The sequence below is a fragment of the Terrisporobacter sp. genome, assembly GCF_017888745.1.
GTDB lineage: Bacteria > Bacillota > Clostridia > Peptostreptococcales > Peptostreptococcaceae > Terrisporobacter.
Map to the genome: position 1 here is coordinate 1 of NZ_JAGHFM010000261.1, position 13,942 is coordinate 13,942.

General features: G+C 29.7%; 10 protein-coding genes, 1 tRNA gene, 1 rRNA gene and 1 pseudogene. 2 read left to right on the top strand and 11 right to left on the bottom strand.

The window, feature by feature from the left end; all coding sequences use genetic code 11:
- Nucleotides 1–643, top strand: a pseudogene (locus J7G74_RS11910) (transcriptional regulator); the annotation flags it as partial.
- 102 nt (nt 644–745) lie between these two features.
- Here J7G74_RS11910 and J7G74_RS11915 read toward each other — a convergent pair.
- The 8 genes from J7G74_RS11915 to J7G74_RS11950 form a co-directional block, all read right to left on the bottom strand.
- A complete protein-coding gene (locus tag J7G74_RS11915; protein WP_297135644.1) occupies nt 746–1,906 on the bottom strand; it encodes a M20 family metallopeptidase in 1,161 nt (386 codons plus the stop codon).
- 96 nt (nt 1,907–2,002) lie between these two features.
- Nucleotides 2,003–3,574, bottom strand: coding sequence for an AbgT family transporter (locus J7G74_RS11920; RefSeq protein ID WP_330616558.1), 1,572 nt, complete (start codon nt 3,572–3,574; stop codon nt 2,003–2,005).
- Nucleotides 3,575–3,604: 30 nt separating this feature from the next.
- Nucleotides 3,605–4,789: a M20 metallopeptidase family protein gene (locus tag J7G74_RS11925; protein ID WP_297135647.1), complete on the bottom strand. Its 1,185-nt coding sequence runs from the start codon at nt 4,787–4,789 to the stop codon at nt 3,605–3,607.
- A 224-nt stretch (nt 4,790–5,013) separates the two neighbouring features.
- Nucleotides 5,014–6,351 (bottom strand): amidohydrolase, encoded by a 1,338-nt coding sequence (locus tag J7G74_RS11930; protein WP_297135649.1) that lies wholly within the window; start codon nt 6,349–6,351, stop codon nt 5,014–5,016.
- Between the two features lie 15 nt (nt 6,352–6,366).
- Complete coding sequence (locus J7G74_RS11935; RefSeq protein WP_297135650.1) at nt 6,367–7,473, bottom strand: M20/M25/M40 family metallo-hydrolase; 1,107 nt, start codon at nt 7,471–7,473, stop codon at nt 6,367–6,369.
- 84 nt (nt 7,474–7,557) lie between these two features.
- A complete protein-coding gene (locus J7G74_RS11940) occupies nt 7,558–9,114 on the bottom strand; it encodes an AbgT family transporter (RefSeq protein ID WP_297135653.1) in 1,557 nt (518 codons plus the stop codon).
- A gap of 305 nt (nt 9,115–9,419) precedes the next feature.
- Nucleotides 9,420–10,448 (bottom strand): hypothetical protein, encoded by a 1,029-nt coding sequence (locus J7G74_RS11945; protein ID WP_297135656.1) that lies wholly within the window; start codon nt 10,446–10,448, stop codon nt 9,420–9,422.
- 13 nt (nt 10,449–10,461) lie between these two features.
- Nucleotides 10,462–10,956: a hypothetical protein gene (locus J7G74_RS11950; protein WP_297135659.1), complete on the bottom strand. Its 495-nt coding sequence runs from the start codon at nt 10,954–10,956 to the stop codon at nt 10,462–10,464.
- Between the two features lie 752 nt (nt 10,957–11,708).
- Here J7G74_RS11950 and J7G74_RS11955 point away from each other — a divergent pair.
- Nucleotides 11,709–12,560, top strand: coding sequence for a YitT family protein (locus tag J7G74_RS11955; protein ID WP_297135661.1), 852 nt, complete (start codon nt 11,709–11,711; stop codon nt 12,558–12,560).
- Between the two features lie 96 nt (nt 12,561–12,656).
- Here the strand turns inward: J7G74_RS11955 and J7G74_RS11960 are convergent, their stop codons facing one another.
- The 3 genes from J7G74_RS11960 to J7G74_RS11970 all read right to left on the bottom strand — a co-directional run.
- Entirely contained in the window at nt 12,657–13,475 is an 819-nt protein-coding gene (locus tag J7G74_RS11960) for a histidinol-phosphatase HisJ family protein (RefSeq protein WP_297135663.1), read from the bottom strand.
- 233 nt (nt 13,476–13,708) lie between these two features.
- Nucleotides 13,709–13,784: transfer RNA gene (locus J7G74_RS11965), tRNA-Thr, on the bottom strand.
- Between the two features lie 69 nt (nt 13,785–13,853).
- Nucleotides 13,854–13,942 (bottom strand): 23S ribosomal RNA (locus J7G74_RS11970); the annotation flags it as partial.

Consider the following 13,942-nt stretch of genomic DNA (forward strand, 5'->3'; position numbering starts at 1 on the left):
AAATGATACAGAATATTATTATTCAAATATGATAAAAAAAGCAGATATGGATAAATTTATAGTTAACTATGTTAGAAGTATGCAAGGTTCTCTTTTTCCCCTTGGTCGAAATGAGTATATAATCTTTTCCAATAAAGGAGCTATTTATAATGAATATAATTATAAAAAATTAATGAAATTATCCAAAGATATAAAAAATATTGGATTTACATTAAGCATAGGAATGGGAGTTGGTACCACATCTTATCAAGCTGAAACTAATGCTAGGAAAGCCCTTATAAAATCTATAAACTCTGGTAATTCTCATATATATCTTGTTGATGAAGAAGATAATATTAGTGGTCCTTTAGGTGAAGATAATGAGCTTAACTATTCTTTAATTGTATCTGATGAAAAGTTAATGAATATTTCTGAAAAGACAGGGTTAAGCTGTGAATCTATAGTTAAAATAATGGCATTGAATGAAACTAGAAAAAGCAGTGTTTATGACTCTAAAGAGTTAGCTGACTTATTGGATCTAAGCGAAAGAAGCGCTAGAAGAATTCTACAAAAAATCATATCAGCTAATTTAGGACAAGTATTTGCTAAGGAAACTAGTAACGGTAAAGGTCGTCCTAAAAACCTTATAGAAATTTTATTTTAATGGCTATGATTATAAAATCATAGCCATCTTTAATTAAGATTTATAATTTTTAGAAAATAGTACATATAATGTAAAATCATCAAAAATTTTTAATATAAATAGTTATATATTTAAAAAATCTATGGCATATTGTACATATAAATTAGTTCCTATTTCTAGTGCATCTTCATCTATATCAAAATATCCATTATGATGAGGATGACAAGCACCTTTTTTTTCATTTCTACACCCAACAAAAGCTAGAACTCCTGGAGCTAATTCCATAAAATGAGACATATCCTCTCCACCTGTTATCTTTTCGAATTTTGTAACTCCATCTTTTCCTAATACCTTCTCAACTGATTTTTCTGCAATTTTAGAACACTTAGGGTCATTTATAACTGGTGCTGTAACAAATTTAAATTCAAGAGATGCTTCTGCTCTATAAGCTTCAGCGGTACTTTTTATTATCCTTTCCATCATATTTGGCAAGTTCTTTCTTAGTTGTGGATTAAATGATCTAGCAGTACCTTCCATATATCCATTTTCAGCAATTACATTAAATCTACTACCAGCATTTAATAAACCTACACTTAATACTAATGATTCATTAGGATGTATTTCTCTACTTACTATGGTTTGTAAATTCATTATTATAGCAGAACTTACAACAACAGCATCTACACACTGTTGAGGAGCTGAACCATGTCCACCCTTACCTTTTACATTTATTTTAAACCAATCTGCAGCTGCCATTCTTTGACCTTCTTCAACAGATACTTTTCCAGTCTCAATATCTGACCAAAGATGTATACCAAATATTGAATCTACATTTTCCATAGCACCATCTTTTATCATGGCATGAGCTCCTTCTGCTATTTCTTCGGCTGGTTGGAAAAATAATTTCACTGTTCCATTTATTTCATCTTTCAACTCATTTAATACTTTTGCTGCTCCTAATAACATGGCAGTATGACCATCATGTCCACATGCATGCATAATTCCTTCATTATTAGATTTAAAATCTATATCATTTAATTCTTTTACCGTAAGAGCATCCATATCTGCCCTTAAAGCAATAGTTTTTCCTGGTTTATTACCTTTTATTGTAGCTACTACTCCAGTGCCACCTGCACTTACATATTCTATTCCTATTTTATCTAACTCTTCTTTCACTCTTTTGGAAGTTTCATATTCTTCAAAACTTACTTCAGGATTACAATGAAATTCCCTTCTTAAATTTATTACATATTCTTTATTGTTCTTAACTAAATCTTTTATCATTTTACTCCACCGCCAAATAAATATATTTATAAAGAGCTATGTCTAATTTGACACAGCTCTTTAATATTCTAAAACAAAATATTAAAATTAAAATTTTTACATAGTGTAATATATTCCGCCACCTGGTCCTAAAGGTAAACCAGCTACCATAAATATAACTAGTAGTATTATCCACGCTATACCAAATACTATTGAGTAAGGCATCATACTTGCCATGACAGTACCTATACCAATATCCTTATCATACTTTTTAGCAAAAGCTAAAAGCACAGGGAAATATGTGAAAAGCGGGCTTATTGGATTTGTTATAGAGTCTCCAATACGATAAGCAACTTGAGTAAGAGCCGGGTCATATCCTAATAGTAAGAACATAGGAACAAATATTGGAGCCATAATAGCCCATTTTGCTGATGCACTGCCAACAAACATATTTATAAATGCTGCAAATAATATAAAGGCTACTATTAATCCTGGTCCACTAAGTCCTATACCCTCTAACCATTTGGCACCTTTTATAGATAAAAGAGAACTCATATTAGAAGCATTAAATAATGCTAAAAATTGACCTGCTGCAAATGCTAATACTATATAAGAACCCATACCTGCCATTGATTCATATAAAATAGCTGCTAAATCTTTATCGTTTTTTATTGTTTTATTCACCACTCCATATGTTAGACCTGGAATAAAGAATAATACTGTAATTATAGGAACCATACCTTTCATAAGTGTTGCATTTGCTGAAAGAAGTGAACCAGTTTCAGGATCTTTCATAAATGCATTTGGTCCTATACATAAAGCAACAACAACTAATACTCCTATTAATAATCCAATAGTTGCAGTCTTCATAGCTTTTTTCTCCCTAGGTGTTAATTCTGTTGTAACGTCGCTATCACCAACTTCAAATGAACTTCCTTCAAAACGAGGAGCTAAGTATCTTTCTGTTACAAATGCACCAAGGACTGTTAACATTACTGTAGATGCCATTAAGAAGTACCAGTTCATTGCTGGAGTTCCTACATAGTTTGGATCAATAATTTGAGCTGCTGGTATAGTAAATCCTGCTATTAATACATCTAGCATACATACTATTAAGTTTGATGAAAAACCTGCTGCAACGCCTGCATATCCTGCAAATAAACCTACTAAAGGATGTCTGCCAACACCTAAAAATACTAATGCTGCAAGAGGAGGTAATACAACAAATCCAGCATCAGCAACAGCATTAGCCATTATTCCTATAAATATAATCGCTCCTGTTAAAAAGCTTTTTGGAACCTTTGTTACACTACTTTTCATTACAGCTTCCATGTATCCAGATTTTTCTGCCAAACCTGCACCAAGCATTGTGACTAATACAAGTCCTAATGGTGCAAAACTAGTAAAGTTTGTAACTACATTTGCTAAAAATAATTGCAATTGCTCTTTACTTAATAAGTTCACTCCACTTACTACTAAATTTTTACCTGTTTCTTCGTCAATTTGCCCTGGATGTACAGCTGTTACCCCTGAATTTGCAACAATTGCTGATAATATAATAACAACAAACCATAACATTACAAATATGGTAACTGGATCTGGTAGCTTATTACCAACCCTTTCAACTCCATTTAAGAGTCTCATCATAAATCCTTGTTTTTCTTGATTTTTAGTTTCTATTTTCCCCAAATTATTCCCCCCCTTAATTTACACCAACTACTAACTATTTAAAAAATCAATTGCTATTTGAGATAAGCCTTTTGATAGAATTTTCATATTTTTATCATTCCATGCGAATTTAGAATTATGATGTAATACTGGATTATTTTCATCTTCTGATATACCTACAAATACAAATGAAGATGGAACACTATTTGCAAGATATGCAAAATCTTCTCCTCCCATTGATGGTTCTTCTAATTCAAATACATTTTCATCTCCAATTACCTTAGCTATTGATGCTACTGCTATATCCGTCATCTTATCATCATTAACTACTGGCGGGAATTGTCTTATGTATTCATATTCATAAGTTGCTCCCTGACAAGTTGTTATACCTTTTACAACCTCTTCAATTGATTTTTCTGCAAAAACTCTAATATCTTCATCAAAAGTTCTAACTGTACCACCTATTAATGCTTCTGTAGGTATGGCATTGTGACAATCACAAACACCAGCTTTAACATGGCAACATGATATGACTAGTGGCTTTAAGGGATTATTCCTTCTACTTACTATAGTTTGTAATGAATTTATCACTTGGCTCATTATTGGAATTGGGTCTATTGAGCTTTGAGGAACACCTCCGTGGCCTCCCTTTCCAATTATTTTAATATTAAATATATCTGGTGATGCCATTATTGGACCATGTTTTACTCCAACCTTACCTTCTTTAATTGAGCCCCATAAATGTGCCCCAAAAGCTGCATCTACAGTAGGATTTTCTAAAATTCCTTCTTCAATCATTGGCTTAGCTCCACCTTCTATTTCTTCATCAGGCTGAAACATTAATTTAACATTACCATGTAGTTCATCTTTTAATTCATTTAAAATCATTGCAGCTCCTAATAATCCAGCCGTATGGCCGTCATGACCACATGCATGCATAACTCCTGGTACTTGAGATTTATACTCTAAATTTGTCTCTTCTTGAACTTTTAATGCGTCCATATCAGCTCTTAATAAAACTGTTTTGCCTGGATATTTACCTTTGATTAATCCAATAACTCCTGTTTTTGCAATATTAGTTTGTACCTCTATACCTAGTTTTCTAAGCTCATCACACACTAATTGCGATGTTTTAAACTCCTTATATCCAACTTCTGGATGCATATGAATTTCATGTCTAATTTCTACTATTCTAGAGTAGTACTTTTCACATAATTCATTTATTTTATTTATCATTGCTTATCCCCCCTAATTTTAATTATCAAAATGAAAATAGTTAGTTTTATTAATAGTAGCACTGTATGTTTATTTTTTCCATACATTTCTAATTTTTCAAATTAAAAGTCTTCCCTAAATAACTTTAAAAAAAGACAATACAGCCTAAAACCGACCATATTGTCTTTAAATTAAACATCTTAAATCTATTCCATCATAATACTTAAAAATCAATTACTAAATTACTATTTTTTCATATAATCAAATGTATGAGTATTCGTATGTTCATCCATAAATGATAAATACTCTTCTTTAGTAAACTGAGGTTTAAAGTTTTCTACTATATCTTTAGCTACTTTTGCATCATCCCAAAGTAAATCTATTATAGTCATGGCCATAGCCTTAGCTGGAACAATGTATGCTAATTCTTCATCAGATAGTTCGTAGTCACTTGTATGAAGTGCTCCTGATACTCCCCCTATCCAAGGATGTACACATGGCATTATTTGCGATATATCACCAAAATCCGTAGAACCAGCAGTTATTATGACATCTGTTATAGTACTATCATCTCCACCCATAAGTTCTACAAAGTTTCTTTTAAATATGGCATCCATAGAATTATCAGAATCTAATGGTAAAAATCCAATAGTATCTTCTATAATAGCCTTTCCTCCAAGAGCTAATGCTGCTGCATTTATAGCTCTATTAACTTTTTCATTGGCATCCATCATAGCTTCCACAGTAGCTGCTCTAACCATAAATTCCATAGTAACTTTTGATGGAACTACATTTACCACATCTCCACCATGGTTTATTATAGAACTTATTCTCACTTTATCTTCATCTTTAAAAGTATCTCTTTGCGCATTTATATTATTTGTCACAAGAGTAGACATAGTATAAGCATTTACACCAAGATGAGGTGATATTCCTGCATGAGATGATTTTCCAATTAAAGTTACTGCCTTTGATATGAATCCATTTGTATATGATTTTATAACACAGTTTTTATTATCTTCAAAATTAAGTGCATGGAACATCATAGACATATCAACATCATCAAAATAACCTCTATTTAATAGTTCTTGTTTTCCACCTATGAACTTTATTTCATTTTTGTCTTGTAAAGTTTTTCTAAATTCTAAGTCTATACATTCTTCTGCTGGTACAGCCATAAAATCTATTTTTCCGCCCAGATATTCTAATGCACCAGAATTTATAATACCAACAGCGCATCCAAGCATACCGGCTACTTGTATATTATGACCACAGCAGTGCATATTGCCTATTTTATTTGAATCTTTGTGTTCAGGACACATTACAGAATCTAATTCACCCATAACAGCTATTTTAGGTCCATTTTTTTCTTTATTTAAAGAAGTCATACATCCTGTAACTGCTATATTTTCAGTCACATCTACACCTAAGCTTTTAAGAAAATCAGATGTTGTCTTTGTCGACTGCACTTCTTTATATCCAAGCTCTGGTGTAGTATATATTTTTCTTCCAGCTTCTATTATTTTATCTTTATTTTTATCAATCTCTTCCAAACATCGTTGTTTTAATTCTTTTATATACATTATTTTCCCTCCAAATTATAATACCATCATATTATAAACAGTTTGCGCAGCTTGATATAATTCATCTATGTTTAAATATTCATTTACAGTATGTACTTCATGCATTCCTAAACTTAAGATTGCACATCTATAACCTAAATTAGCTATAATATTTGCATCACTTCCTCCTCCAATTATCATTGGAACTGGCTCTACTCCGGCTTTTCTTAGTGCTTCTTCGCTTAACTTAAATACATAACTATCTTTGCTTAATTCAAAACTTGGATAAGAGTTTTTATGTTCAAATTCACAAGTTGTATTAAATTTAGCAGCTGCTTCCTCACAACATTTTTTCATATGCTCTATTTCATCTTGTAATTTCTCAGCTACATGAGATCTTATTTCAGCAGTGAAAGTAACTTTATCAGTTACAACATTAGTAGCTCCTCCACCTTCTATTCTTCCTATATTAGAAGTAGTAAGTTCATCAATTCTTCCTATATGCATGTTACTAATTGCATGAGAAGCTACAACTATAGCATTGATACCTTTCTCTGGTGCTATACCTGCGTGAGCTTTTTTTCCATGGAAAGTAACATTTATACTTTCTTGAGCAGGTGCTTTGTAAGCTATAGTACCAGTAGGTCCACCTGCATCTAATATGACTACATCTTTACAAGGTAAATTTTCAGGATTAAAGTTTTTTGCACCTAATAATCCAACTTCTTCACTAACTGTAAATAGTAAGTATATATCTCTATGAGGTACCTTTTCTTCTAATACAGCTTCTAAACCTTCTAGTATAGCTGCTATTCCTCCCTTATCATCTGCCCCTAAAGTTGTAGTTCCATCTGTTTTTACTATATTTCCTTCTACTATTGGATTTACACCTAGACAAGGCATAACTTGGTCCATATGTGCAGCAAAGCATATAGGATTTTCACTATCTTGTCCTTTTATGTAAGCTACTATATTTCCACAGTTACCACCAAATTTCTCTCCCCCATTATCTATAACTGCATCAATGACTCTTTCCTTAAGATATCCAACTAACCAATTAGCCATTTCTAATTCTTTTCCAGATGGACTATCAACCTTAACCATCTCAACAAAGTTATTTACTAATCTTTCTCTATTTATCATAAAATTCTCCTTATTTAATTAATAAATTTATATGTAGATTAAGGGGATGTGTAAATTAACACAACCCCTCAACATTTATTTTAATTACATTACATATGAAGTTGGAGCTCCTGGTCCAAGTGGTAATCCTAATACCATAAATACCGCTAATAATATTGACCATACTATTAAGAAACTTAAAGAGTAAGGAATCATGTTTGACATTATAGTACCCATACCAGCATTTTTATCATACTTCTTAGCAAATGCTAACACAACTGGGAAGTATGCAAATAATGGAGATATAGGGTTTGTTATACCATCACCTATACGGTAAGCCATTTGAGTTAGTGCAGGGCTGTAACCTAACATCATAAACATTGGGACAAATATTGGAGCCATTATAGCCCATTTAGCAGAAGCACTACCAATGAATATATTTATTAAACAAGATAATAATATAAATCCTATTATTAATGGTACTCCACTTATATTAGCGTTTTTTAAGAACTCAGCACCTTTTACTGATAAAACTATACCTAAATTACTTGTTGAGAATAATTGTAAGAACTGAGATGCTGCAAAAGCTAATATTATGTATCCTCCCATATCACTCATTGATTTACCCATTAAACTAACTATATCTTTATCATTTTTTATAATACCAGTAACTTTACCATAAACAATACCTGGTATAAAGAATAATAGAGACATTATTGGAACCATACCTTTCATAAATGGTGCATTGTTTGATAATAAATCCCCTGTTTCTGGATCTGCTAAGAATGAATTAGTGCCACCGATTGATAATAATCCTATAATTGCAACATAAACCAATATACTAATACCAGCTAATTTTAAACCTTTTTTTTGCTCATCAGTTAACTTTGAATCTACATCTAAAGTAGCATCACCAGTGTACTCTCCAAATCTTGGCGCTATGAATTTTTCAGTTACAATCGTACCTAATATTGCTAATACAAAAGTTGAAGCTATCATAAAGTATAAGTTCATAGTTGCATTTCCACTATATGACGGATCTATCATTTGAGCCGCTGGAATAGTAAAACTTGCTACTAATACGTCAACAACACTTATCATTATATTAGCAAAGAATCCCAAAGTAACTGCTGCGTATCCTGCAAATAAACCTATAAGAGGATGTCTACCAACTCCTAAGAATGCTATTGCAGCTAATGGTGGTAATAATATAGTACCAGCATCTGATGCAAGATTTGCAAGCATACCTATTATCATAACTACTAGAGTAACCGATTTCCCAGATATTTTACTTGCACAACCTTTTATAGCTGCTTCCATTAAACCAACTTTATCATACATACCTGCGCCAATCATTACTACAAGTACTAGACCAAGAGGCGCAAAACCTTGGAAGTTAGATACAATACTTGCAAGTATATTTTGTAGTTGCTCTTTGCTAAGTAAATTTACAACTGCTACTGTTTCCTTTGTTCCAGGATGAATAACTGATACGTCTTTACTTGCAACTATGCTTGAAGTTATTAACACTATGATGCATAATCCTAAGAATATAGTAACTGGATCTGGTAACTTATTCCCCAAAACTTCAATTTTGTTTAGAAACTTACTAAAAAAACTTTCCTTTTTAATTCCCTCATTTGCTTTTAAATTTGTTTCCATTCATTCACTTCCTTATCTTCAGTTTATATTTATAGACATGTCAATAATTTGTCCTTAATTATAAAATAAACGATTTCCATATGTGTGTCAATACAAATTTTCTGAAAATATTGCATTTTTCAACAAATTCATAAGTTATTTCCACTTTTTATTATTAATATATTTTAAACTTTAGATAATTCTGTTTTAGTATTTAAATCTTTAATTTATGTAAGCATATAAAAATAAACTAGAAGCAGTCTTCTAGTTTATTTTAAAAGTTACAAAAAATATATAATCTTTTTCAATATAATCAAAAATTTTTTCTAATATTTAATACAATTGCAAGGATGTTTTCCACCTACATTATTAATTCCCACAGCTTGTGTGCTAGCACCTCTTAAAAACTTACAACTTGATGATGCATGATAATAACTATTACCAGGAGCTATATATACTGTTCTTCCTCCAGAAGATGAACTTCCATTTGAGCCACTACTAGAACTACTTGAAGAAGGTTTATATACTACTGGATTTGTCCAACAATTACATTCAAATTTATTCATATTATAAGTTAATGTAACATAAGATGTAGAGGCACCTTCTAAGTATTTACAATTTGATATAGCGTGATAGTATCTATTTCCTGCTGCAATAAAAACACCTTTGCCTATATGTTTATTGCTACTTGAATTATTAGATGAGTTATAGTTATTATATCTACTCCCTCCTGAGTAACTTCCATTTGAATTTGAATATGAGTTTGAATATCCGTCTCCATATGAGTTATTACTAGAATCAGCTAAATAGCTTTCTTTGTCCATCTCTATCTTTTTTTCTTTTTCTATTTCTTCTTCTATTTCTTTAATTTCTTCTTTGTATTCATCTACAACTAAAGCTATTTCTTTATTTTCTTTTTGCAAACTTATTAATTCTTCATCTTTTGTGACTTCATTTATGTATTCATCTGATTCCATATAATCTATAGATTCTTTAAGTTCTTTATTTCTTGATTCATAATACCTAATATCATATTTCTTTTCATTGACATATCCATAATAAGTCTTTTCATTAAATCCACTACTACCTATTCCATAACATATAGCTAATAATAAAATCGGTAATAAACATATTATAAACTCCTTCTTAGGATTGTCTGCAAATTTACCTTTAAATAAATCAATTATGCCAAATAAAACAAATGGCACGTATAAAATAAATAACCCTATAAAAATATCTGTAAACATCTCTACTCTAGTTAAATAAATTATTGGTATAAAATAATATAAAAAGGCGATAATTTGTTTTCTTGGATTATCACTTCTAAATCCAGGTATATATTTATGTAAATTCATTTAAATATTACTCCTATCTTTCTAATTTTTTCTCTAATACTTCTTTTTCTTCTCTTAATGCTTCGTTTTCTTTAGATAGTCTAGATTTTTCAGATTCTATATCTTTAACTTTATTTTTATATTTTTCTGTACTACTTATATTATTAATAATATCCTGACTTTTTTCATATAAAAGACTATATTCTCTACTCAAATTTTCAAGCTTATTTTCTAAATTATTTTTATCATTAATTTTATTTACTGTAAATCCGATCATAAGATTACAAATCAATGAAACTGCTAGAGTAAAAATATATAATTGACCAAGTTTCATTATCTTTTCACCACTACCTTCTGATATTCTTTTAAAAAGTTCAACTAAAAAAGGTAAACTTACTAAAAATATCAGATTTATTTTGTTTTCATAAATTAATAAATACTGTATACATACTGCATAATAAATTGTTGCAATCAATTTCTTCATTGGCTTATTTGACCTAAAACCTGGAATATAGTTTAATATGCCCATTGTTCTAATACCTCCTAAAATTCATATATTAAATATTTTAAATTAATAATTGCATAATTATTGCCTAGACAATAATTAATTATCTAGGCAAAATTTATTTGTATTAAATTCGAATAAATAACTTAATAAGTTCATCATTAATCGCCTTTAGTATTGTAACATACCATAAATTATTTTTTTGTAATTTATTGTCGAATATAATTTTTTTTATAATAATTTTATATTACAATATATTACCTCTGTATATTCTAAGTTCATATTACAATGCTATATATTTTATCTCCTCTGCTCATTCCATAAAGTTATGATAATGATAATAGATACAAAAGTAAGAGTTTGTCAATAATCCTAAAAATTATGATAATTTTTATTATTTATTCATGGTATAAAATAGTACTATATCCTTTTGTTAACAAAAATTAATAATTTTTTAACTCAGTTTTAATCAAAAGTTGCCGAATTTCCTTTATTATTAAATTCATGAGAAAAAGATTTTATAGATATATTTTGGTTTATGATGCATAAATTTTTAAGCATATAAAAAATGGAAGTAAGATTAATTTAAAATATATTTACAAGTATTTGATTAAATGCTTGACCTATTGTTCATTCTTTTTTACAATTGTATTTCCTCAATTGTGGGGCTAGGAGAAATCCTAGCTTTTTTCCTTTTATACTACTGTAATAACATAATTTTTCATATTCTGGTTAAACTTATAAGATAAAATAGATTATTTGAAAGGTGCATAAAAATGAAATCTCCATCAATTAAGTTTAGCGATATTATAATATTACTAGTAGGATGTTTTCTCATGTCGATTTCTATCAACATGTTTCTAAATCCACATAATATAGCCCCTGGAGGGCTTACAGGAATATCAATAATCATAAATTCTATAACAGGTCTTCCAATTTGGCTTATAAATATATCTTTTGATATACCTCTATTTATATTTGCATTTAAAATACTTAGTAAAAAAGATGCCTTTAAAACTTTTCTAGGAATTATCTTTCTTACTACTTCCTTAAAAATAACTGAAAATCTAGCTTATCTAGATATTACAGATGATGTATTATTGTCAGCTATATCTGGAGCCATAATTCTAGGTGTATCACTTGGTCTAATATTTAGAATAAATGGAAGCACTGGTGGCACAGATTTAGTAGGAATTTTAGCTAATAAATTCTTTCCATCTATTAGCGTACCTATGCTTATGGGATTTGCTGATGGTACCATTGTATTACTCTCTGGAATAGTCAGTAGAAATATTGAAATAGCTCTATATTCAGCTATTGCTTTGTACATAATAGTAAAGGTCAGCGATATTATGGTAGAAGGTATTAATACCTCTTCTTCCTTTACAATTATCTCTGATAAATATAGAGAAATTGGTATGGAAATAACAGAAGAACTTGGTAGAGGCGCTACTATATTGAAGGGCTCAGGTTTTTATACTAACAAAGAAAAAAACGTACTTCTTGTTGTTGTTTCTAAAAAACAAGTCATTACTCTAAAAAAATTAGTTAAAAATATAGACCCTAATGCTTTTATAATAATAACAGATATATTCGAAGCTTTAGGTGAAGGCTTTAAGGAATTTTAAAAAATAGAGCGATATGTTCTTTATAAATAAACATATCGCTTTTTTTAATTTTAAATAAAAAAGACCCTATAAATAGGGAGGTTAATAAAAAGGATTTTAAGCTACAACTCCATCTCTACTTTTTTCTATACTCATGAATACTGGAACCCTTTCCATGAACATGCACACATATTTATAATCTAGATATTTAAGCATTTCATAAGCTCTATGGAAATCTTTACATACATCAGTTGCTCTATGAGAGTCTGATCCTACTGTAATAATTTCTCCACCTAGCTCCTTATATCTTCTCAAAATGCTAGTATTAGGATGAACTGATTCTACTCCATATCTAAATCCAGAAGTATTGACCTCTATTCCTTTATCAGAATAAATTATATGTTTAAGTATTGCATCTAAAACATCCTTATAATCATTATATATCACTTTGTTATTCTCAAAATTTCCATATCTTATTACATAATCTAAGTGTCCATAAACATTATAATCATCAAAAGATCTTACTGTATCTAATATACTTTGAAAATATTTTCTATAGGCTTCTTCCTTTGTATATCCTTCAAAAAATTTTTTATTTGGTACATCTATTTTATCTACTGTATGAGTTGAACACAAAATAAAATCAAAAGGATAATAACTTAAAATTTCATTTATTTTATCTTTTACGTGTTTTTGATATCCTACTTCAATTCCTGTGTATATATTTATATAATTTTTATATTTTTCTCTAAGCTCTGTAATACTACTGCAATACTTATCAAAATCAATGCTAAATCTGTCATTATGAAATTCCATATGGTCCGTAAAAGTTAAATGATTTACACCAATATCTATTCCTCTTCTTATAACAGTTTCCATGCTATCCTTTCCATCAATTGAAAAAGTAGTGTGAACATGATTATCTAATAAATTCATAAATATAATCTCCTTTATAGTATTTATGGTATACCATTTACTTAAAAGTACTTTTGAAAGTTATCTGTCTACTTATATAATATATTTTCTATGGAGATTTTTAATTAAAATGGTGTAAAGATATTGTTACTAGTATGTTAAAAACAAAGTTGAAAATTCTATTATCTACAAAACAGATAACATATAATTTCCTTATAATAAAAAAACTAGGTTATTTAACCTAGTTTATATATTGGAGCTGGTAATAGGACTCGAACCTACAACCTGCTGATTACAAGTCAGCTGCTCTACCAATTGAGCCATACCAGCTAATTAAATTGTATTAACATTTGTTAGTACACTCAAAACTGCTAACATTTAATGTTTCCATTAATTACTATGGTCAAGTCCTCGATCTATTAGTATCAGTAAGCTAAATACATTACTGCACTTACACCTCTGACCTATCAACCAGGTAGTCTTCCTGG